This window comes from Thiorhodococcus mannitoliphagus, from assembly GCF_010915725.1.
Taxonomy (GTDB): domain Bacteria; phylum Pseudomonadota; class Gammaproteobacteria; order Chromatiales; family Chromatiaceae; genus Thiorhodococcus; species Thiorhodococcus mannitoliphagus.
This window is the reverse complement of sequence record NZ_JAAIJR010000048.1, coordinates 1-20,878: the sequence shown is the minus strand read 5'-3', so window position 1 is coordinate 20,878 and position 20,878 is coordinate 1. Positions and strand designations below refer to the sequence as shown.

Below are 20,878 nucleotides of genomic sequence, written 5' to 3'. Positions count from 1 at the left end.
AGCCCGGTCGAGGGATCGCGATGGGTCGACAGGAAGCGTCCGAGGTCGCCCGCCAGATCCCCGCCTGGCTGGTGTCTGCATCCAATAACCAGGCTTGACGCGACGTCCAAACTTGAACCGAGCAATCGGCGTCCCGCCGCCAGCGCATGGGCATCAATCGGTTCGCGGTCTTCTCCCCCCCAACTCTCTTCGCGGCAAAGATCGAGACATATTGCCCGCTGTTCTGCCGTTCGCCCATGCCGGCCCAAAGGTGCGATTCGGGGGCAGGGCAAGATATGTCAACATATCGCTGTCTGGCCTGGCCCTTGCTTTCTAGCCGAGAGCCGGCTACCCCGCGCTGTGCTGCCTTCCCTTGCGGCTCCAGTCTCTGACTTTGGAACTCGTCGCCTGAGACGATTTTAGAGATCCGGGAACTCCAGCGGCTGAGGTTTCTTGGGGTTGTGACGATAAAAGGCCGCAACATTGCCGATGCGGGCGATGAGGTCGGCCTTCATGCGTTCGCGGATCAAACCGACGCCCGTCTCACGTGCTTCACGGTCACCCGCGTTGACACGCACCTTGATCAGCTCGTGGTGGTCGAGGGCGATGTCGATTTCGTTCAGGACTGGCTCGGTGATCCCGTGCTGACCGACGGTCACCACGGGCTTGAGATGATGGACTTGCTTCTTGAGCCAGCGTTTCTGCTTTTCGGTGATGGGCATGGATGTGGTCTAGCCTGAATCAGTTGTCAGTTGTCAGTTGTCAGCGAGCGTCGCTTCGGCGGGTGGTCCTAGTCTGGAGCAGCGGCAGCGCGGATGCGCTCTGAATACTGTGGGAACGGACTCAAATGCCTTCAGTTGTACGAAACGTCTTTGGAGCCCTGAGCTAAAGTCGCTGCAGCTCCGTCAGGCCGCCTTCGTTCTTGGCCTCGATCTTCCCATAGGCGTCGTACAAGGCTGCCTGGAGGGCCTCTTCGATGACTGGGTGGTAGAAGGGCATGCGCAAGAGCTGCCCAACGGTCAGGCCCTGCTCGATGCACCAGCACAGCAGGTGCGCCAGGTTCTCGCCCTTGGGCGTCATCATCTCGCTGCCGAGGATCTTGCCGCTGGCCTTGTCGGCATAGACGCGGATCATGCCCCTGTTCTTGCCCATGATGAGCGCGCGGCCGACCGGGGCGAGCTTGATCTGACCGACGGCGACGCGGTCCTGATCCAACTCGCTCCAGCGCTGTCCGACGGCACAGATGTTGGGATCGCAAAAGTTGATGAAGAGCGGTGTCTTGCGGCGGAAGCGGACGGATGTGTTGCGGGCGGCATTGTAGCCGGCAATCTTCCCCTCGTCGCCGGCCTCGTGGAGGATGGGTCGCTCGCCGGTCACGTCGCCCGCCAGGAATAGGGGTAGACCGCCGACCTGCATGCTGTTCGGATCGAAGGCAGGGATGCCGTGCTTTCCAAGCGGCACTCCCAGGGCCTCGAGACCGAGTCCCGCGACATTGGGGACCCGCCCAATGCTGCAGAGCACCTTGTCGACGACGACGCTGTGCTCGCCCGCCGTGACACGAAGCTGCCCGCCTTCATCGATGATCTCGGCGGCCTGGCCGAGATGGATGGGAAACTCCTTGCCCATGATGTCGATCGCAGCCTGATTGACCTCGGGGTCTTGGATGCCCGCGATCTGGTCCATCTGGTCGAATCCAGTGATCCGCACGCCGAGTCTGGACAGGCTCTGACCCAGCTCCAGGCCGATGGTGCCGAGCCCGATCACGGCCATGCTCTCGGGCAGGTCTTGCAGCTCGAAGACATCGTCCGTGGTGATGAGTCGGTCGCCGAAGCGCTTCCAGGGTTCTGGAATCAAGGGGCGCGAGCCGGTCGCGATGACCACCGTGCTGGCCCGAATGCGCTGACCGCCGACCTCGATCAGGGTTGGTTCAAGCAGACGCGCGTAGTCCTGAATGAAAAGGTCTTCCGGCATGTCGTCCGTGCTGCTGCCGAGCACCCGGTCGACGAAGGTGTCGCGTAGATCCTGAACGTGCTCGAGCGCTTCGGGTATGTCCAGGGTCATGGCCTCGTGGCCGTCGACACCGTATTTGCCGAGGTGGGTGCGGCGATGATAGTCCTCGGCGACCTGGATCATGGCCTTCGAGGGCATGCACCCGACGCGCGCGCAGGTCGTTCCAGGCTCGCCGCCATTGATCAGCACGAAGGTTTTTTCGGCCTTTCGGGCTTGCGCCATGGCGTTGAGGCCGGCGGTTCCGGATCCGATGATGGCGACGTCGACAGTGCGTTCTGACACGGCTGGCTCCTCTTGGTCGTTGTCTTGGCTGGCAAGGCTGGCGCGCATTCTAACCGGGCTGGCTCCCGAGTGGTGGCTTGCCGAACCTCATCGGCGCATGCCGCGTGCTGTTGCATCAGTGGTTTACCCCTTGCCTAGGCACGACTAGAATGCCGCGTTTTTATCGGCTCGGCTGGGCGAGCGCGGGAGACTCATTGGACGCTGCAACCAACCTCAAATACCTGATCACGCCTGGCGGTTCCCTGCAGGGGCGACTGCGCGTACCAGGGGACAAATCCATCTCGCACCGCTCCATCATGCTCTCCGCCATTGCTGAGGGGACGACTCACATTCGTGGTTTCCTGGAAGGTGCCGATTCGCTGGCAACCTTGGCGGCCTTTCGCGAGATGGGGGTCGAGATCCAAGGGCCGGAGCATGGTGAGCTTAGCGTCAAGGGTGTGGGGCTGCGCGGGCTGCGGCAGCCTGAGCGGCCCCTGGATATGGGCAACTCCGGCACGGCGATGCGGCTCTTGGCGGGCCTGCTGGCTGGGCAGCGCTTTCCCGCGACCCTGGTTGGGGATGCGTCGCTCAGCCGACGGCCGATGCGTCGCGTGACGGCACCGCTCACCGAGATGGGTGCGCAAGTCCTGACCAGCGAGGCAGGTTCGGCCCCCTTGCATATCCAGCCGGTCTCCAGTCTCCAGGGCATCGACTACCACCTGCCTGTGGCCAGTGCTCAGGTCAAGTCCTGCCTGATGCTTGCAGGCCTCTATGCGCAGGGTGATACCTGCATCACCGAAACTGCGCCGACACGCGATCACACCGAGCGCATGCTGACGGCCTTTGGCTATGAGGTGAGCCGATCAGGATCACGGATTTGTCTCAAGGGCGGGGGGCGGCTCAGCAGTTGCGACCTCGAAATTCCGGCGGACATTTCTTCGGCCGCGTTCTTCATGGTCGGCGCCAGCATTGCGCATGGCTCGGACATCCTGCTCGAAAGTGTCGGCATCAATCCGACCCGCGTCGGCATCATCAATATCCTGCGCGACATGGGAGCGAACATCGACCTGACTGACAAGCGCATGGCGGGCGGTGAGCCGGTAGCCGACATCCGCGTTCGCAGCGCACGCCTGCGCGGGATTCGTATTCCACTCGATCAAGTTCCCTTGGCGATCGACGAGTTCCCGGTCATCTTCGTCGCTGCTGCTTGCGCCGATGGCGAAACCATTCTAACGGGCGCGGAAGAGCTGCGCGTCAAGGAAAGCGATCGCATTCAGGTGATGGCGGACGGCTTGAAACACCTGGGTATCGAGGCGGAGCCGCGCGCCGACGGGATTCGCATCCTCGGCGGGGAGCTGGGTTCGACGGACGGCGGGGATGGCATCCATGCGCACAGCGACCACCGCATCGCCATGTCTTTTGCCATTGCGGGCCTGCGCGCGCGCGGTCCGGTCGAGGTTCATGACTGCGCCAATGTCGAAACCTCCTTCCCGGGCTTTGCGCGCTTAGCGGCGCAAGCTGGGCTGCAGATCGAACAGGAGGTGGTGTGACTCCAGTCATTGCCATCGATGGTCCATCCGGTACCGGTAAGGGAACCCTCGCGGCCTTGCTTGCCGAGCGGCTCGCCTGGCACACGCTCGACAGCGGGGCCATCTATCGCGTGCTCGGACTGGCTGCTCAGCGCCATGGGCTTGCGTTGGATGACTCAGGCCCCTTGACATCGCTGGCGGCGGCACTCCCGCTGTGCTTCAAGGATCGGAAAGTACTGCTGGACGGTGAGGATGTGAGCAATGCGATCCGGACCGAAGAGGCAGGCGCGGCCGCCTCGCAGGTAGCGGCCCATCCAGGGGTGCGCGCCGCGCTGCTCGAATGGCAGCGGCGCATGGCCAGGCCGCCCGGCCTGGTCGCCGACGGTCGGGATATGGGTACTGTGGTTTTCAGTCAGGCTCCATTGAAGATCTTTCTCGACGCAAGCCCTGAGATTCGCGCTGATCGCCGGTATAAACAGTTGAAAGAAAAGGGGTTGGATGCTAACCTTCCGAAACTTGTAGCGGACATTCGTGAGCGGGACGCGCGTGATCGGTCCCGGGCCGTGGCGCCACTGCGTGCCGCTGAGGATGCCGTTCTGGTGGATTCTAGTCAGATGTCCATCGCTGAAGTATTTGATCGAGTCTTGGAAGAGGTGAGGCGCGTCTTCCCTGGGCTGGTCACCTGAGCTTAATCGGGTTTCATTCTATTGCCATCGGACCATTCCTCCGATGCATTAGATTGTTGCCGAAAAAAATGGGGTCGGTGCGGATAGCTCCGACCTTTTCGTTTAATTAATACCCCTCGCTCCGGATGGGGCGGGATAGCGCGCCGCTCTCAGGATAACTGGATCTCATGACCGAAAGCTTTGCCGAACTTTTTGAACAAAGTCTCAATACCACCCAGCTCAAGCCGGGAACCATTGTCGTCGGTACTGTCATTGAAATCACCTCAGACAATGTGGTGATCAATGCCGGGCTCAAGTCCGAGGGCATCATCCCGCGCTCGCAGTTCATCAGCCCCGAGGGTGAACTGGAAGTGGCCGTCGGCGACGAAGTGGATGTGGCTCTGGATGCCGTCGAGGATGGCTTCGGTGTAACACGCTTGTCCCGCGAGAAGGCAAAGCGCTTCGCCGCCTGGGATTACCTGGAGAAGGCCTTCGAGAACGCCGAGACCGTCCAGGGCATGATCAACGGCAAGGTCAAGGGCGGCTTCACCGTCGATCTCGGCACCGTTCGTGCCTTCCTGCCTGGCTCGCTCGTCGACGTCCGTCCGGTGCGCGATACGACCTACCTCGAAGGCAAAGAGCAAGAGTTCAAGGTTATCAAGCTCGATCGCCGCCGCAACAATGTCGTCGTCTCCCGCCGTGCCGTGGTCGAGGAAGAGTACAGCGCCGAGCGCGAAACCCTGCTGAAGAACCTGGAAGAAGGCATGGAAGTCAAGGGTGTGGTCAAGAACCTCACTGATTACGGCGCCTTCCTGGATCTGGGCGGCATCGACGGTCTGCTGCATATCACGGACATGGCCTGGCGTCGCGTCAAGCATCCGTCCGAAGTGGTGGAGATCGGCGACGAGATCAGCGTCAAGGTCCTCAAGTTCGATCGCGAGCGTCAGCGTGTCTCCCTGGGTCTCAAGCAGATGGGAGAGGATCCGTGGATCAATATCTCCCGCCGTTATCCGGAAAGCACCCGGGTCTTCGGTAAGGTCACCAACATCGCGGACTACGGCTGCTTCGTTGAGATCGAAGAGGGTGTCGAGGGTCTCGTTCACGTCTCAGAGATGGACTGGACCAACAAGAACATCCACCCGAGCAAGGTCGTGGCCCTTGGCGATGAGGTCGAGGTCATGGTGCTGGATATCGACGAGGAGCGACGCCGCATCTCGCTTGGCATCAAACAGTGCGCTATGAACCCCTGGGACGAGTTCGCGACCACCCACAAGAAGGGCGATCACGTCTCCGGTAAGATCAAGTCGATCACCGACTTCGGCATCTTCATCGGTCTGGACGGCGGCATCGACGGCTTGGTCCACCTCTCCGACATCTCTTGGGACGAGGCTGGCGAGCAGGCACTGCGCCGCTACAAGAAGGGCGATGAACTCGAGACCGTGGTCCTCTCTGTGGATCCCGAGCGCGAGCGTATCTCCCTTGGCGTCAAGCAGCTCGACAAGGATCCCTTCTCCAGCTTCGTGGCGCTGCATGAGAAGGGCAGTGTTGTCACCGGTGTGATCGCGGACGTCGACGCCAAGGGCGCGACCATTACGCTCGGCGATGGTGTCGAGGGCTATCTGCGTGCATCCGAGATCTCCCGCGACCGCGTCGAAGACGCACGCGCCGTCCTCAAGGCAGGGGATGCGATCGAGGCGAAGTTCATGGGTGTCGACCGTAAGAACCGCACCCTGTCGCTCTCCATGAAGGCGAAGGACGCGGAAGAAGAGCAGACCGCCATGAAGGGCTATGCGCGTGACGCTGCGAGCGCCACGGCGACGCTCGGTGACATCCTCAAGCAGCAGATGGAAGAAGCTCAGCGCGGAAACTGATCGCCGCATGAGCCTTTAGAGGACGCAGGACCTGGCGAATCCCAGGTCCTGATGATTTTTCCCAGGAGTCGATGACTATGACGAAATCGGAGCTGATCGACCTTCTGGCTGCGGAGCAGGATCATCTTGCTTACAAAGATGTCGAAGAGGCGGTCAGAAAGATCCTCGAGCGTATGAGCACCGCGCTCGCGTCCGGTGAGCGAATCGAGATTCGTGGATTCGGAAGCTTTTCCCTGCATTACCGTTCGCCACGCATCGGGCGTAATCCCAAGACGGGAGACTCCGTTGCCCTGGCTGGCAAGTACGTGCCGCACTTCAAACCGGGCAAGGAACTCAGAGACCGCGTCAACAGCGCCTTCCAGGAAGGCGGCGCCATCACTTTGGCTTCCGATGATCCCGACAGCGATTCCGAAGAGGTGGACGAGGAACAGGTCGCCGCCGCTCGCTGACATCGGTCTCTTCGCCGACATTGCACTCCCGTGATGTCGGCCACCTACTCGCCTTTCCTCTCTTCACACCTATCGGTTTCCCGAAATCAACCTGAACAGCCGCTCCAAGCCTGCGTAGCCAGGCCATCCTGGCCTGGTTTGCCAGGACTGGAAGCCCTGGCTACATAAAACCGATAGGTGGTGAGCTTTGTTCGGAGTGCCGAGGGTCGAGGGGCGTGCCCATCATCTCATGCTGGCGACTGCGTCGATCATCCTTCGGGCCAGTCGACTTCCCTAGGGTGGACAAGCACAGCGCAGTCCACCAGCAAGGGCGCGGGATTCGGTGGACTTCGCTCCCGCTCGTCCACCCTAGCGGTTCAACTGATGACCAAGGTCCTGGCGACTTCTTAGGCGATTGCCGGTATGAGCTTTGACAGAAAGCGCCTTACCCCGTTGCGGAGATGTCGACTTCTCGTCGCACCAGTGCGCTGTGCTGCGGAAAGGTGCAGGAAAAGATGGATCCATGGCCCAGTTCGCTCGAGATGGTCAGTCTGGCTTCGTGCCGATTCAGCACGTGCTTGACGATAGCGAGCCCGAGCCCGGTGCCCCCAGATTCGCGTGAGCGGGCGCGATCTACCCGATAGAAACGCTCGGTCAGGCGCGGAAGGTGCTCGGGTGCGATACCAGGTCCGTTGTCCTCCACGGTGAAACGCGGTCCGCTTTCGGCGTCATGCCAGGTGATCTCGATGTGCGAGCCCTCAGGCGTGTGCTTGACCGCGTTGAAGACCAGGTTGGAGAAGGCGCTCCGCAGCTCGGGCTCGCTGCCGATCAGGAGGAGGTCTTCGTCAACCCTGGCACGGATGCGGTGGCGGCCGTTGCTCAGTGCCTGCGCCTCCTGGACGATCAGGTGAATCTCGTCTGGGATGTCGACGGACTCTTGCTCCTCTGGGCTGTCGTGCATCTCGAGCCTCGAAAGGGTCAAGAGATCCTCGATGATGGAGCACATCCGATCGGTTTGGTTGCGCATCAAGGTCAGTGGTCGGCGATGTGCAACCGGTGTCCCTGGTGCGTCTTGCAGCGACTCGAGGAAGCCCGAGATCACGGTCAGGGGGGTTCGCAACTCATGCGACGCATTGGCCACGAAGTCCCGTCGAATCATGTTGAGATGGTAGATCTTGGTGATGTCACGTCCGACCACCAGGCGTTGTCGTTTGCGCTCACCGAAGGGCGTGATGCGCAAGGACAGGATGATGGCGCGATTGTGCTCTGGAGCCACCTCCAAGGGGCGCGTGTAGTCGCCCGCATCGATTAGGGCGTCCAGTCCGGGATTGGTCAAGATGTCGGTGAAGAGGCGGCCGTCATCTTCAGACCAGCGCAGATTCATGAGCTTGGCGGCCGCGGGATTGGCCCACTCGACGCGATGGTGCTTATCGAGAATGACTAAGGCATCCGGGACCGCGTTGGCGGCCTCGCGGAAGCGGCGCGTGAAGCGGATTTGACGTTTGCGGCTCTTGCGGCCGCGCTGCTGGTAGCGGGCGATGCTGCGATAGACCTCACCCCAGAGACCGCGCGGGAAGGGCGGGGCAAGCCGATGCTGGCGGCGGATGAGAAGGGCGAGCCTGGTCAGGTAGTAGAGGTTGCGCGCCAGGGCCGGGGCGAGCATTAGCGCCAAGATCCACACTAGCTTCACCCCCAGCGTGGCGAGCAGGACTCCGCCGGCGATGGGCAAGAGTAGGAAGCTCAGCTCGAAGGCGATCGCCCGGCCGATGCTGTTCGCTGGCATGTTGGCCTTGGCGCCCAAAGGCCTCAGGTCTTGTCTGAGAAACGATAGCCGACCCCGCGCACGGTTTGCAGCAGGCGATCATGACCGCTCGGCTCGAGCGCCTTGCGCAGCCGGCGGACATGAACATCCACGGTGCGCTCCTCAACATAGACCTGATCACCCCAGACGTGGTCGAGCAACTGTGAGCGGCTGAAGGCACGGTCGGCGTGGGTCATGAAGAAGTGCAGGAGCCGATATTCGGTTGGCGCGACATCCACTGGCTCGCTCTCGGCGGTCACCCGATGACTGATATTGTCGATCCGCAGGCCGCCGATCTCGATCTCTTGGTCCTGCTCTTCTGGCTGGCTGCGACGCAGTACGGCCTTGACGCGCGCCACCATCTCACGTGGCGAGAAGGGTTTGGCGATGTAGTCATCCGCCCCCGTGTCCAGCCCCCGGACACGGTCTTCTTCCTCCCCGCGTGCGCTGACCATGATGATGGGCAGTGCCTTGGTCTTGGGGTTCTGCTTGAGCTGCTGGGCCAGCTCAAGACCGGAGCGCCCAGGTAGCATCCAGTCGAGCAGGATGAGGTCTGGACTCTCCTGACTGAGAAACTTGCGTGCATCGTCGGCGTGACCAGCCTCCATCACGCGAAACGCGGAGCTTTCCAGCGCGAACCGCATGACCTCGCGGATATCGGGCTCATCGTCGACGACAAGAATGGTAGCCATAGCCAGTGTCCTAGAGGAAAAAACGCCGTCATCGCGGCGACGTATTGGTCTGGGTCTCGGTCCTGCAGAGGCGGGCGCGAATGTGCTCGCCTGGGACCAGTGAGGCGCTAGTTTATTGACATCTGGTTACAGACCTGTGACCGCGTATAAGGAGGCGCCAAGCCCCGTCTTGCCTCTGCCGATTCCTCTGACCCAAGCTTTCGAGATGCTCATGCCCGCAGAGTATGTTCGGAAATGACCATACCCCAGCGTCGATGATGGCTCGGTTGTTTCCCAGTGATCACCTTAGAAAGGGTCCATCAACAACTTCCCCCCTTTCGCAAAGGGGGGCTAGGGGGGATTTCGGGCGGCATCGCTCGCATAGGGAAACAATTGATGGACACTTTCTTAGCGAGCGGTCGCCGAGATGAGCCCTAGGACCCCTTGGTCGCGGCTCGTCCGGCGGGCCTTGGTCGCTCACAGCCCTGCATCCTGCTGGCGCACTGACTCGAAGCGCGCGGCGAGCCGGGCCGCCTTCTCGCCCTGCGTGATGGCGCTGACCGCATAGATGGCAAGGCTGGAGGCGATGATGCCGGGGACGATCTCGTAGAGGTCGAAGATGCCTCCGGTGAGCTGCTTCCAGAGCACGACCGTCAAGCCGCCTGCAAGGATGCCCGCTAAGGCGCCGAGTCCTGTCATGCGCGGCCAGTAGAGTGAAAGAATGACCGCTGGTCCGAAAGCAGCGCCGAAGCCGGCCCAGGCGTAGGCGACCAGCTCCAGGACCATGGTGTCGGGATCCAGCGCAATGGCGAAGGCGACCAAGGAGACCAGGATGACCGCGAAGCGGCCCACGGCGACCAGCTCGGTCTGACTTGCAGCGCGCCGGAAGGCGGTGCGATAGACGTCTTCGGTGAAGGCGGATGAGCACACCAAGAGCTGCGAGTCCGCCGTGCTCATGATGGCCGCGAGAATCGCCGCGAGCAGGATGCCGGCCACCACTGGGTGGAACAAGAGATTGACCAGCACGATGAAGACGGTCTCGCGCGCGTCGGCTGCCAGCGGAGGGTCGACGAGCAGGATGCCGGCCATGCCGGTCAGGGTCGCGCCGGCCAGGGTCAGGGCGACCCAGGTCACCGCGATGCGGCGGGCAGCGCCGATCTTGCGCGGCGACTCGATGGCTTGGAAGCGCGCCAGGATGTGCGGCTGACCGAAGTAGCCAAGACCCCAGGCCGCCAGAGAGACGATGCCGATCAGCCCTAGGGCCGTGCCGTCCGTTTTGGTCAAGGCGTCCAGCAAGAGGGGATCGATACTGCGGATTTGCTCGACGGCCGCATTGAAGCCGCCGAGCTGCTGCAGTGCGATCCAGGGCGTAACGACCAGGGCGAGTGCCATCAACAGGCCTTGCAGCACGTCGCTCCAAGACACGGCGAGGAAGCCGCCGACAGCCGTGTAGAGGATGATGGACAGCACTGCGATTGCGACCGCCCAGACATAGGGAAGGCCGAAGACCGATTCGAACAGCTTGCCGCCCGCGACGAGTCCAGAGGCGGTATAGATCAGGAAGAATAGGAGGATGGTGATGGCCGCGAGACCGCGCAGCAGCCCGGTCTTGTCCTCGAAGCGATTGGCGAAATACTCCGGCAGCGTCAGGGCATTGTCATAGGCCTCGCTGAAGCTGCGCAGGCGTCGGGCGACGATACGCCAGTTGAGCCAGGTGCCGATCAGCAATCCGCCCGCCAGCCAGATGGATTCAAGACCCGCCGCATAGGCGAAGCCCGGCAGTCCCAGCAGCAGCCAGCCGCTCATGTCCGAGGCGCTTGCACTCAGGGCCGCGACCCCAGTTTGCAGTCGACGGCCCCCGAGGATGAAGTCCGACAAGTCCTTGGTGCGCTGGTAGGCATACCAGCCGATCAAGAGGACGCAAGCGAAATAGACGGCGAACGTCAGGGCGATGACGATTGGGTGCTCGGTCAAACCTCGGCTCCTTCAGGCGGGTGTTTGCTTGTGCAAACGGGCGCGTGACGCTAGTTTAAGGCCAGTTTTCGGCGGCATCCAAATCTGAGGCGATTTCTGTCAACCTAATCAAAGACCAGTTGAACTCCGGCACCGGCGTTCACGCTTGAATGAAGCGCCTGCGGGGAGCAAGGCTTTGTTGTCATTGGCGTCCTTTGTTCCTTTGCGGTTCTAACGGCCGATTTAGGGTCAAGGCCCATCGCTGTGATCTGTCTCGAGGCCCGCCTTTCCTGTCGCCTCGGCGGTCACAGCGTTCGGCGATGCTTCTGCCGGTTTTCCTTGAGGGTCAACCTGGATCCGGAGCCATCTGGTCTGAGATTGTCCAGCAATCGCCTAACCGCCCCCATTTATCGCTGCTCTGAGTGCAAAGCGATCGTCGGCGTCGGCCATGCATGTTATCCGCGCGACCCTCAGTGAGGAGAAGAGTCATGAGCGAAGGCAAGATCCTGAAACGCCAACCGGCCTTCCAGGGCAAGGTGATCGACGTCGCTGTCGAAACCGTGGAGCTGCCGGACGGTAGCCAGGTCGATCTCGAGATGGTTCACCACCCCGGAGGCGCTGCCGCCGTGGCGCTGGACGAGCAGGACCGTGTCTGCCTGCTGCGTCAGTTCAGACATGCCAGCGACGGCTGGCTCTGGGAACTGCCCGCGGGGCGCATCGACCCAGGTGAGACGCCTTTCAATACCGCACAGCGCGAGCTGCTCGAAGAGGCTGGTCTGCAGGCCGAGGATTGGACCGACCTGGGCATCATGCACAGCTCGCCCGGCATCTTCACGGAGGTGATCCACCTCTGGTTTGCGCGCGGGCTCACCAGCGTGCCCGTCGAGCACGAGCACGGCGAGGTCATCGAGGTGCACTGGATGCCGCTGGTTCAGGCGCTGGACTGGTGCGACGACGGCAACATCACGGACAGCAAGACCCTGGTCGGTCTCTATCGGGCCGGGGCGCTGATCAAGAACCGTCTGGAGATCCTCTCGGAGGATCCGGGCTGTTGAGAAACCACGGCGACCCACGGGCGCCGCGATCAAGCTCCGAGTCGGGGAGGCCGAGAGAGAAGATGCGTATTCATGTCTTGCAGCACGTTCCCTTCGAAGGGCCGGCGGCCATTGGGGAATGGGCCGAGCGTAACGGCCACCCCATCACCAAGACCCAGCTCTACGAGACGACGAAGGTGCCCGCGCAGTCGGACTTCGACTGGCTGGTCGTCATGGGTGGTCCCATGGGGGTCTATGATCAAGCGGAGCATCCCTGGCTGGAGCCGGAGAAGGCCTTCATCGCCGAGACCATCGCCGCTGGCAAGCGGGTGGTCGGTGTCTGCCTGGGCTCCCAGCTCATCGCCGAGGTCCTCGGCGGGCGTGTCTATCGCAACCCGCGGAAGGAGATCGGCTGGCTACCGATCACGCTGACGGACGCTGGGCGCGCGTCCAGCGTCACCGGAGTCTTGCCCGAGACACTGGATGTCTTCCATTGGCATGGCGATACCTTCGAGCTGCCAGAGGGTGCCGTGCACCTGGCACGCAGCGCCGCCTGCGAGCACCAGATCTTTCTCTACGACAACCGGGTCCTGGCGCTGCAGTGCCACCTGGAGTCGACACCAGAGAGCGTTCGAGACATCGTTGAGATGTGCGCCGACGAGATCGTCCCCTCGGCCAGTATCCAAAGCGCTGAGCGGATGCTGGCGGCGAGCGACGCCGACTTTGCGCGTATGCACGAGCAGCTCTTCGGCCTGCTCGATCGTTTTGCCGCAGCGGCCTGAGGCTGCTCTGACGTGAGCGGGCGGCCTCGGCTCAAACCCCCGCCTTCTCCCGCAAGAGTTTCACCTGGAAGAGGGTGTTGCGCTCCTCTTCTTCCAGCGATGACTGTATGAAGTGGATCGTCCGCTGGTAGAGCGGGATGATGTTGTATTTGAGGGCGTTCACCCGCTTCTGTGCCTTGCGCTGCTCCTCCAGCAATCGGTGCAAGGCAATCTCGACCTCGGAGAGGCGCGCGAGCAGCGCGGATGCCCGCGCGAGGTTGTCTCGCGTCGTGTCGAAGCTGGCATCCGTTCCCAAGAGGCCGACCGGTTTCAGCGGGATGCGCTCGCTGGTGACGGCCGGATATGCGACGCCGAGGGCGCGGCGAGGCAGGATGTCGACTTTGAGCGCGGGCTCGGCCCCCAGCGCCGCCTGACGAATGCCCCGGCTGCCCATGCGTAAATGCGTGATGCTCAGACAATGATAGGCGTCGCCCAGCGCCGCCTCAGATGACTGTCGCAGCTCGCGGTACTCTCCAATCCGCTCATAGACCAAGCGGGTCAGCAGCTCCCGCTTGCGCTCGAGCAGGTCATGCCCTTCCTCCAGGAATTTCACCTGCTTTTTTAGGCGGAGCAGCGTGTTCTTGGTCGGCGGGGCCTTGATCAGTTGTTGTGCCATGGGGCTAAGTCCCGGATCTGGAACCGCAAAGTCGCGAAGGGCGCGACGGAAGCAGAAGGCGCGAAGGAATCAGGACGTCCGATGTGAGCGGGCGTCGACCTGAGCAGGCCTTGGTCATCAGTTGGGCCGGTGGACGAGCGAGCGCGAAGTCCACCGAATCCCGCGTCGGCGTTGGTGGGCTGCGCTGCGCTTGTCCACCCGACGGAAGACGACTGGCCGAAACGATGATCGACGCCACCTGAGCAAGTCGCGCCGCGCCTCAAACCCTGAGCGCCCTTGCGGTTCAAGACCACCAAGGTCAGGCAGCTTGAGTCAGCCATGACATCGTGCCCGCTCGGCGAGGCAATCCTCGCCGCCAAGCTCCAGCTCGCGGCAGCCGAGCGGCCGCTCGGCATAGATGCGGCAGCGCATGGTGTCGCGGTCCAGGGCGGCGCACCAGCCGTCCTCCAGCCTGGCCATCATGGTGTTGCCCCAAGCGTTCTCGGTCGTATAGCGCTCGGGGATGTCGCCGTCGGACAGACAGATGACCTCCAGCCGGCAGCAGGCCGCAGCGCAGGTGTCGCAGCGAATCGAGGTGGTCTCGCGGGCCGGGGTGTCGGTCATGGGCCTCAGTCGCTCCCCTGGTAGTACTTGGCGAGATCCGTCTCCTTCATACGCGTCAGCGCCTCGCGCGGGAAGCTGCTCATGAGTTCCCAGGCCAGATTGAGTGTCGCCTCGATGGAGCGATCCTCAGCTTCGCCCTGGCCGACGAAGCGCTGGTCGAAGTCGTCGGCGAAGCCCAGGTAGCGGCGGTCCCGTTCGGAGAGTTCGTCAGCGCCGATGATGGACGCCAGGTTGCGCGTCTCCTGCGCCCGAGCATAGAGCGCGTAGATCTGTGCGGCGACGCGCGGATGGTCCTCGCGGGTGTCGTCCTTGCCGATGCCGTCCTTCATCAGGCGAGACAGGCTCGGCGAAATGAACACGGGCGGATAGATGCCCTGATTGTGCAGCTCGCGCGAGAGCACGATCTGCCCCTCCGTGATGTAGCCGGTCAGGTCGGGGATTGGATGGGTGATGTCGTCCGAGGGCATGGAGACCACCGGCATCATGGTAATGGAGCCGTGGCGCTCATGGATGCGCCCGCAGCGCTCGTAGATCTCGGCCAGGTCGGAGTAGAGATAGCCGGGATAGCCCTTGCGCGCCGGCACGTCGCCCTTAGCGGTTGCGACCTCGCGCAGCGCCTCGGCGTAGTTGGTCATGTCCGTGAGGACGACGAGCACGTGGCGGTCTAGGTCGTAGGCGAGATACTCCGCCGCCGTCAGTGCCGTGCGGGGCAGGGTGAGGCGCTCCACCGGGGGATCGTCGGCCAGATTGACGAACATCACCACATTGCGCAGCACGCCCGAGTTGGCGAATTCGTCGCGGAAGAACTTGGCGTCGGCGTAGGACACGCCCATGGCCGCGAACACCACGGAGAAGCTCGAACTCTCGTCGACCAGCTTCGCCTGGCGCACGATCTGGGCGGCCAGCCGATTGTGCGGCAAACCAGATCCCGAGAAGATCGGCAGCTTCTGCCCCCGCACCAGGCTGTTCAGTCCGTCGATGGTCGAGATGCCGGTCTGGATGAACTCGCGGGGATAGGTTCTTGCGGCCGGGTTGATGGCCGAGCCGCCGACCGGTCGCCGCAGGCTGGAAAGCACCGGCGGACGTCCGTCGCGCGGCACGCCCAGCCCATTGAACTCGCGTCCCAGAATCTCGGGCGAGAGTGCGATCTCGACCGGCTCGTCAAGAAATCTTACCCAGGTGCTTTCCAGGTCGAGGTCGTCCGTGCCCTCGAAGACCAGGACCAGCACTTCGTCATCCGCCGCGCGGATGACCTGGCCGTTGCGGATCTGGCCTGCATGGTCTTCGATCCGCACACGGTCGCCAAAGGCGACGCCGGGGGTGTTCTTCACCACCAACAGACCGCCCCGGGCTTCGACTGTGGTGCGATATTCTTTAATGCTCATGGCGGTCAAGGTGTCAGCTGTGAGTGTTGCGGCCGATGCTGAGCCGTTCCGATAGGGTGAGATTCACCGCAATTGCCTCCATCGCGGATGGTCTCGGGCGTAATGTGTCCCTGATCATGGTTGCGCCGAGTCGGTTGAGTCGGCGCCGCGCATCCTTCAGACGAAGCGATGTGGGGGCGCCGCTCCCACGGCGTCGGTCATCACTCCGGCCATGGCGACGGCATCACCTTGTAGGGTGGAACGCGCAGCGGTTCCACCTTCAGCGTTGCGCTTGGCATCGCTGGCGGATCGCCCTGCGGGCATCCGCCCTACTGATCATCGTCGCGCCCAGTCGCCTGGGTCGGCGCCGCGCATCCTTCAGGCGAAGCGATGTTGGGACGCCGCTTCCACGGTGTCGGTCATCACTCCGGCCATGGCGACGGCATCACCTTGTAGGGTGGAACGCGCAGCGGTTCCACCTTCAGCGTTGCGCTTGGCATCGCTGGCGGATCGCCCTGCGGGCATCCGCCCTACCGGCCGGGCTAACGGTCAAGGCTCTCTGCTCTTTTCCAGTGCTTCCTCTTTGAGTTGCTGTAAATACAGGGCGATTTCAATGGCTTCAGCTTCTGGCATCTTTGCGAATACAGGCATTTTATCGCCTGGTTCTTTCCTCAGCTTATGTACGATTTGGGTTGCGGATAGTGCTGTGTCTCGGCTACTTGGAATGCCTTTTAGGAAGATGCCTTTTCCGGAGTTGCCGTGACATTCTGAACAATGATATTCAAAAAACTGCTTGCCAGTAGTCAATTCTGGATGGTTGTGCAAATCATGACCGCATCCTGAAATCATGAGGAGCAAGCTCGAAAAAGCAAAGACGAGTCTGTTTCTTCTGGTCGTTTCTTTTTTCATGCTCGCAGCTGGCTCCTTTGACCCTAAGATCGAAAGTTGGAACGGCAAAGGATGCCAAAACGGCTTGTTTCACCGAGGCGCTTTACCCAAGAGTAAGGCTTCCGCGCGGCGGTAAGACATTGGTTCTTCGCGATTCAACTTCTTCATCAGGATTGCGGGTGATTGAGCTCGTTAGCCCCTCCTTTTGCTAATCATGAATGTGCCATGCCTGGAGATGACTGCGACTCCAGCAGGGATGTAATCTTTCGACATGACCAAGTCAATCATATCATCTGGGCACATTGGGATGAGGCCATGCTTTTGCCCGATCTCGTGCAGGAGTGATCTGCTTGCCTGCGTCGGTAGCTCATAATCGATTGATACAGCGTTTAAAGGATCCTGCCTCAAAGTCCAAGCGCTTGGGTTCTTGAATTCATCCACGCCTAAATCAATAATCTCGGCGATGAATGCATTTAGTTTCTTGCTGTAGTCGATGTCTTTCATGTCGATGGGGTGCGGTTGTTTCTGAAAATGGACCTCGGGCATCACTCCGGCCATGGCGAGGGTATCACCTTGGTGGAACGCGCAGCGGTTGCGCCCTTGACGTTGTTGCCTTTGGCATCGCTGGCGGAGCGCCCCGCGGGCCAGAAAGAACCCTGAGCGCTGAGTGTTGCAATGGCGGCAATCTGCAGCCCTGGTCATCAGTTGGGCCGGTAGGGTGGGCGAGCGAGCGCGAAGTCCACCGAATCCCGCGTCGGGGTTGGTGGACTGCGCTGCGCTTGTCCACCCTACGGAAGACGACTGGCCGAAACGATGATCGACGCCCAATCTGCAAAGGCTTCTCCATGGGTTAGTCGGAAAAGACCTCCGCCTGCTTCGCATACTCAATGCGAATTGCTTCCATCGCCTGATCCACTTCCTCTCTAAAACCATTGATCTGATCCAACTGCTCGCTCGAATACATCGACTTGATCCTGCGCATCTTGGCGAGCAGTGGTAGGTTCTGGAGTTCTGTCACGGGTACGCCAAGCTCAATGAGTGCCTCCCCCTGCTTGAAGATGCTGATGGCGAGGTCGAGCAGGGCGAACTGCTTGGCGGGGGAGCAGAAGGTGTCGATCTCGTCGAGGGCGCTTTGCTGGAGCACGCCTTCCTTGATGAGCGCGGCGCCTTCCAACTCCCAGCGTTGGGCGCTGGAGAGGGCTTCGGGGCCGACGAGGTTGACGATGCGTAGGAGTTCGGCGTCACGGGCGAGGAGGGCGAGGGCGGTAGCGCGGCGCTTCTCCCAGTTCGGGTCGACCTCTTTGTGCCACCACTGGGCGGCGGTCTGGACGTGGCCTGAGAAGCTGGTGACCCAGTCGATGGAGGGGTAGTGACGGGCGTCGGCCAGCTCTTTGGAGAGCGCCCAAAAGGTCTCGATGATGTCCTTGGTATGGCTGGTGACGGGCTCGGAGAAGTCGCCGCCGGGCGGGGAGACGGCGCCGACGAGGGTGACGGAGCCGGAGCCGGCGTTGAAGGTCTCGACCCGGCCGGCGCGTTCGTAGATGGCGGCGAGACGGGAGGCGAGGTAGGCGGGGTAGCCTTCCTCGACCGGCATTTGGCCGAGTCTCCCCGAGACCTCGCGCAGGGCCTCGGCCCAGCGGCTGGTGGAGTCCGCGAGCATGACCACGTCGTAGCCCATGTCGCGGTAGTACTCGGCCATGGTGATGCCGACATAGATGGATGCCTCGCGCGCGACCACGGGCATGTTGGAGGTGTTGGCGACGAGCAGGGTGCGCTCCATCAGCTTGCGCCCCGAGTAAGGGTCGTCGAGCTCGGGGAAGGTTTCGAGCACGTCGACCAGTTCGTTGCCGCGCTCGCCGCAGCCGACGTAGATGACGATGTCGGCGTTGGACCAGCGCGCGATCTGCTGCTGGACGACGGTCTTGCCCGCGCCGAAGGGACCAGGGACCGCCCCCTTGCCGCCCTTGAGCTGCGGGAAGAAGGTGTCGATGACACGCTGACCCGTGATGAGCGGGGAGATGCCGTCGTCGCGCTTGAGATAGGGGCGCGGCTTGCGCACCGGCCAGCGGTGGTACATGCTCAAGCGATGGCTGATGCCCTTGGCGTCGCGCACGCGGGCAATGGTCGATTCGATGTCATAGTCGCCAGCCGGGGCGATCTCTTCCAGCTCACCCGTGACGCCCGGCGGTACCAGGATGCGGTGCTCGATGGTGAGAGTCTCCTGCACGGTGCCGAGCACGGTGCCTGGGCCGACCGTGGCGCCGGGCTCGAGTTCCGCACTGGGTGTCAGCTCCCACTGCTTACTGCGATCGAGCGCCGGGACGCTGATGCCGCGGCGGATGTAGTCGCCGGACTCCAGCGCGATCTTGGCGAGCGGACGCTGCACGCCGTCGAAGATGCCGCCCATGAGCCCGGGGCCCAGCTCGACGGAGAGTGGCCAGCCGACGCCGACGGCGGGCTCGCCCGGACGGACGCCGTCGGTGGATTCGTAGGTTTGGACCACGGCTTGCCGTCCGCGCAGCGAGATGACCTCGCCAAAGAGTCCCAACTCGCCGATCTTGACCTGCTCGCCGCTGCGGATGCCCGGCAGCTCGATGGTCACGATGGGGCCGTTGATGTCGCGGATGACGCCGCTCTTGTTGGTGTCGGTCATGATCTCATCCGGTAAAGAGGCTGCCAGTGTCGAAGCCGCCTGGCAGCAGGCGTTCCAAGATGACTTGCTGGATCTTGGGTCGCAGCCGATCCAGGCGGCCCTCAAAGGTGTGGTCGACACGAATACGGCCGTCCGCGCTCAGCACCAGAATGCCGCCGAGGGTGTCGAGGGCGCCATCCTTGCCGGCGAGCCTGACGTGCTTGCTGTCGTGGATCTCCTTGGTGATGAGGTCCCAGCGCGTGTAGAGCTGATGCTGATCATGGGCGTTCGCATTCACCACCAGTTCGTCTGCCTCGATCAGCCCGGCCGCATTGACGATGAGGCGCTCCAGCCAGGGGCCGTAGGCCTGCTCGTCCTCCATGAAGGCGCGCATGCGTTCGGCGAGCCGGCGCTCTACACCCTGGACTAGGTTCCAGCGCACGCGGTCGAGCTGAGTCTGCATCTTCAGCTCACTGGCCTGGACGCGCTGGCGGAAGGTGCGCTCGCCGAGCGACTTGGCGATGCTTTCCTCCCGGGCCTCGCGCAGTCGCAGCTTTTCGGCGGCATCGCGCAAGATGGTGTCGCGGCTGCGGTTGGCCCGCTCGCGGTATTCGCTGGCGAGCTGCTCGGCGCGTGCCAGGATGGCCCGCTCTAGCTCTTCTACCTGATTCATGGTCGTCTATCGCTCCTCGGTCTGACCAGGCTCGAGCGCCCCAGCGCCGAACATGGCCGAGAGCCGTTGCGCCACGTCGCTTGTCAGTTTGGGCGCCGCGCCCAGGGCCGGTACCGCGATCACCACGATACGTCCGCCCTCGTCCAGCACCCGTCGCAGGCTCGGGATGCGCTGGTGCATCAGGGCATCATCGACGATGACGAATGCCTTCTCGCGCTGGCGCAAGAGGTCGCGGAAGACCTGCTCGGCCTCCTGCTCGCTTGGGTTTGGATGTGTCTCGAAGCCGATCAGCCGAAAGCCGTCCGCGAGCCGATCATCGCCCAGAAAGAGCATGCGGGTCGGCTGGGTCTGTTCTTGGGGGATGTCGGCGCTCATGTCCTCTCTCTTGCGGTGCGATGCCGCTGCTCCGCGTCACAGCTTGTTCAGCAGCAGGATGGAGATGACCAGGCCGTAGATGGCGATACCTTCAGCCAGGCCCAGGTAGATCAGGGTTCTGCCAAGGTTCTCCGGCTTCTCGGTGATGGCGGCGAGTGAGGCGGCGCCGATGGGGCCGACGGCGATGCCCGCGCCGATGGTCGAGAGACCGGTCGGGATGCCGACGCCGATGATGGCCAGACCCATGCCGACGGTCATCTCCGCGGCGCCAGCAGCGACTCCGGCGGTCTCCGCCGTTTCCGCCATGGCGTCATGGATGCCGAGCACCAGCAGTGCGATTTGAGCGCCCAGGAAGACCAGCAGCTGAGAGCCCATGGCCGGCTTGTACCAGGGGCGGATGCGCGTGGAAAGGGCGGGGCGAAGCTCGAGGACGATCCCCGCGGCGATGAGGCCGAGGATGGCAACGGACATGAGTGCAACGAGCCAGTACATGGTGTGCTCCTAGTGGGTTTGATGCTGGGGGTGATCTTGGACGCTCGACGAAGCTCCAGCCGCCTCGGCTGGGCATCTCGATGTGGGAGCGGGGGCCCCCCCCCCCCCCGCCCCCCCGCCCCCGGGGGGCGCGCCCCGCGCGGGTTTTAAAAAAAAACCCCCCCCCCCCCAACAAGGGAAGCGGGGGGGCGGGGGGGCGGGTTAAAAAAAAA

20 protein-coding genes are annotated in these 20,878 nt (G+C 62.6%); 6 read left to right on the top strand and 14 right to left on the bottom strand.

Annotation, left to right across the window (positions count from 1 at the left end):
* Positions 1–398: 398 nt before the first annotated feature.
* The gene (locus G3480_RS13110) at positions 399–701 is read right to left on the bottom strand and encodes a YhbY family RNA-binding protein (protein ID WP_164654343.1); all 303 of its coding nucleotides are present in this window, start codon (positions 699–701) and stop codon (positions 399–401) included.
* Between the two features lie 163 nt (positions 702–864).
* Positions 865–2,271 carry a dihydrolipoyl dehydrogenase gene (locus tag G3480_RS13105; RefSeq protein WP_164654342.1) on the bottom strand — a complete coding sequence of 469 codons (1,407 nt, stop codon included), beginning with the start codon at positions 2,269–2,271 and terminating at the stop codon, positions 865–867.
* A 194-nt stretch (positions 2,272–2,465) separates the two neighbouring features.
* Between G3480_RS13105 and aroA the strand changes: the two genes are divergently transcribed.
* The 4 genes from aroA to ihfB all read left to right on the top strand — a co-directional run bounded on the left by aroA (position 2,466) and on the right by ihfB (position 6,764).
* Positions 2,466–3,800, top strand: a complete 1,335-nt coding sequence (gene aroA / locus G3480_RS13100; protein WP_240905793.1) for a 3-phosphoshikimate 1-carboxyvinyltransferase — start codon at positions 2,466–2,468, stop codon at positions 3,798–3,800.
* On the top strand, positions 3,797–4,465 hold the full coding sequence (cmk, locus tag G3480_RS13095) for a (d)CMP kinase (protein WP_164654340.1): 669 nt from the start codon (positions 3,797–3,799) through the stop codon (positions 4,463–4,465). The genes aroA and cmk overlap by 4 nt, the downstream gene beginning before the upstream one ends.
* A gap of 167 nt (positions 4,466–4,632) precedes the next feature.
* Entirely contained in the window at positions 4,633–6,315 is a 1,683-nt protein-coding gene (gene rpsA / locus G3480_RS13090) for a 30S ribosomal protein S1 (RefSeq protein WP_164654339.1), read from the top strand.
* A 77-nt stretch (positions 6,316–6,392) separates the two neighbouring features.
* Positions 6,393–6,764, top strand: a complete 372-nt coding sequence (ihfB, locus tag G3480_RS13085; RefSeq protein ID WP_240905792.1) for an integration host factor subunit beta — start codon at positions 6,393–6,395, stop codon at positions 6,762–6,764.
* Between the two features lie 424 nt (positions 6,765–7,188).
* Here the strand turns inward: ihfB and phoR are convergent, their stop codons facing one another.
* The 3 genes from phoR to putP all read right to left on the bottom strand — a co-directional run bounded on the left by phoR (position 7,189) and on the right by putP (position 11,189).
* Positions 7,189–8,526, bottom strand: a complete 1,338-nt coding sequence (gene phoR, locus G3480_RS13080) for a phosphate regulon sensor histidine kinase PhoR (RefSeq protein ID WP_164654338.1) — start codon at positions 8,524–8,526, stop codon at positions 7,189–7,191.
* Positions 8,527–8,549: 23 nt separating this feature from the next.
* Entirely contained in the window at positions 8,550–9,236 is a 687-nt protein-coding gene (phoB, locus tag G3480_RS13075; protein WP_164654337.1) for a phosphate regulon transcriptional regulator PhoB, read from the bottom strand.
* Between the two features lie 456 nt (positions 9,237–9,692).
* The gene (gene putP, locus G3480_RS13070) at positions 9,693–11,189 is read right to left on the bottom strand and encodes a sodium/proline symporter PutP (RefSeq protein ID WP_164654336.1); all 1,497 of its coding nucleotides are present in this window, start codon (positions 11,187–11,189) and stop codon (positions 9,693–9,695) included.
* A gap of 467 nt (positions 11,190–11,656) precedes the next feature.
* On the opposite strand from putP, the gene G3480_RS13065 reads away from it, so the two are divergent.
* Together G3480_RS13065 and G3480_RS13060 are read left to right on the top strand one after the other, a co-directional pair.
* A complete protein-coding gene (locus G3480_RS13065) occupies positions 11,657–12,223 on the top strand; it encodes an NUDIX domain-containing protein (protein ID WP_164654335.1) in 567 nt (188 codons plus the stop codon).
* A 62-nt stretch (positions 12,224–12,285) separates the two neighbouring features.
* Positions 12,286–12,984, top strand: a complete 699-nt coding sequence (locus G3480_RS13060; protein ID WP_164654334.1) for a type 1 glutamine amidotransferase — start codon at positions 12,286–12,288, stop codon at positions 12,982–12,984.
* Positions 12,985–13,015: 31 nt separating this feature from the next.
* Here the strand turns inward: G3480_RS13060 and G3480_RS13055 are convergent, their stop codons facing one another.
* The 9 genes from G3480_RS13055 to G3480_RS13015 all read right to left on the bottom strand — a co-directional run bounded on the left by G3480_RS13055 (position 13,016) and on the right by G3480_RS13015 (position 20,666).
* Positions 13,016–13,639, bottom strand: coding sequence for a V-type ATP synthase subunit D (locus G3480_RS13055; protein WP_164654333.1), 624 nt, complete (start codon positions 13,637–13,639; stop codon positions 13,016–13,018).
* Between the two features lie 312 nt (positions 13,640–13,951).
* Positions 13,952–14,242 (bottom strand): YkgJ family cysteine cluster protein, encoded by a 291-nt coding sequence (locus G3480_RS13050; RefSeq protein ID WP_164654332.1) that lies wholly within the window; start codon positions 14,240–14,242, stop codon positions 13,952–13,954.
* Between the two features lie 5 nt (positions 14,243–14,247).
* Positions 14,248–15,627, bottom strand: a complete 1,380-nt coding sequence (locus tag G3480_RS13045; protein ID WP_164654331.1) for a V-type ATP synthase subunit B — start codon at positions 15,625–15,627, stop codon at positions 14,248–14,250.
* A 528-nt stretch (positions 15,628–16,155) separates the two neighbouring features.
* Positions 16,156–16,515, bottom strand: coding sequence for a c-type cytochrome (locus G3480_RS13040; protein WP_164654330.1), 360 nt, complete (start codon positions 16,513–16,515; stop codon positions 16,156–16,158).
* 171 nt (positions 16,516–16,686) lie between these two features.
* A complete protein-coding gene (locus tag G3480_RS13035) occupies positions 16,687–17,052 on the bottom strand; it encodes a hypothetical protein (protein ID WP_164654329.1) in 366 nt (121 codons plus the stop codon).
* 292 nt (positions 17,053–17,344) lie between these two features.
* Positions 17,345–19,147, bottom strand: a complete 1,803-nt coding sequence (locus tag G3480_RS13030) for a V-type ATP synthase subunit A (RefSeq protein ID WP_164654328.1) — start codon at positions 19,145–19,147, stop codon at positions 17,345–17,347.
* Positions 19,148–19,151: 4 nt separating this feature from the next.
* Positions 19,152–19,799, bottom strand: a complete 648-nt coding sequence (locus tag G3480_RS13025) for a V-type ATP synthase subunit E (RefSeq protein ID WP_164654327.1) — start codon at positions 19,797–19,799, stop codon at positions 19,152–19,154.
* A gap of 6 nt (positions 19,800–19,805) precedes the next feature.
* Entirely contained in the window at positions 19,806–20,174 is a 369-nt protein-coding gene (locus tag G3480_RS13020; protein WP_164654326.1) for a V-type ATP synthase subunit F, read from the bottom strand.
* Between the two features lie 36 nt (positions 20,175–20,210).
* A complete protein-coding gene (locus G3480_RS13015) occupies positions 20,211–20,666 on the bottom strand; it encodes an ATP synthase subunit C (protein WP_164654325.1) in 456 nt (151 codons plus the stop codon).
* Positions 20,667–20,878: the final 212 nt, after the last annotated feature.

Excerpts from the sequence above, each read along its gene's own strand:
- G3480_RS13025 (WP_164654327.1), bottom strand. The coding sequence starts at position 19,799 with ATGAATCAGGTAGAAGAGCTAGAGCGGGCCATCCTGGCACGCGCCGAG.
- G3480_RS13060 (WP_164654334.1), top strand. The coding sequence starts at position 12,286 with ATGCGTATTCATGTCTTGCAGCACGTTCCCTTCGAAGGGCCGGCGGCC.
- G3480_RS13030 (WP_164654328.1), bottom strand. The coding sequence starts at position 19,147 with ATGACCGACACCAACAAGAGCGGCGTCATCCGCGACATCAACGGCCCC.
- G3480_RS13110 (WP_164654343.1), bottom strand. The coding sequence starts at position 701 with ATGCCCATCACCGAAAAGCAGAAACGCTGGCTCAAGAAGCAAGTCCAT.
- G3480_RS13020 (WP_164654326.1), bottom strand. The coding sequence starts at position 20,174 with ATGAGCGCCGACATCCCCCAAGAACAGACCCAGCCGACCCGCATGCTC.
- G3480_RS13035 (WP_164654329.1), bottom strand. The coding sequence starts at position 17,052 with ATGGCCGGAGTGATGCCCGAGGTCCATTTTCAGAAACAACCGCACCCC.
- G3480_RS13055 (WP_164654333.1), bottom strand. The coding sequence starts at position 13,639 with ATGGCACAACAACTGATCAAGGCCCCGCCGACCAAGAACACGCTGCTC.
- G3480_RS13065 (WP_164654335.1), top strand. The coding sequence starts at position 11,657 with ATGAGCGAAGGCAAGATCCTGAAACGCCAACCGGCCTTCCAGGGCAAG.
- rpsA (WP_164654339.1), top strand. The coding sequence starts at position 4,633 with ATGACCGAAAGCTTTGCCGAACTTTTTGAACAAAGTCTCAATACCACC.
- phoR (WP_164654338.1), bottom strand. The coding sequence starts at position 8,526 with ATGCCAGCGAACAGCATCGGCCGGGCGATCGCCTTCGAGCTGAGCTTC.
- phoB (WP_164654337.1), bottom strand. The coding sequence starts at position 9,236 with ATGGCTACCATTCTTGTCGTCGACGATGAGCCCGATATCCGCGAGGTC.
- G3480_RS13040 (WP_164654330.1), bottom strand. The coding sequence starts at position 16,515 with ATGAAAAAAGAAACGACCAGAAGAAACAGACTCGTCTTTGCTTTTTCG.
- G3480_RS13015 (WP_164654325.1), bottom strand. The coding sequence starts at position 20,666 with ATGTACTGGCTCGTTGCACTCATGTCCGTTGCCATCCTCGGCCTCATC.
- ihfB (WP_240905792.1), top strand. The coding sequence starts at position 6,393 with ATGACGAAATCGGAGCTGATCGACCTTCTGGCTGCGGAGCAGGATCAT.
- G3480_RS13045 (WP_164654331.1), bottom strand. The coding sequence starts at position 15,627 with ATGAGCATTAAAGAATATCGCACCACAGTCGAAGCCCGGGGCGGTCTG.
- G3480_RS13050 (WP_164654332.1), bottom strand. The coding sequence starts at position 14,242 with ATGACCGACACCCCGGCCCGCGAGACCACCTCGATTCGCTGCGACACC.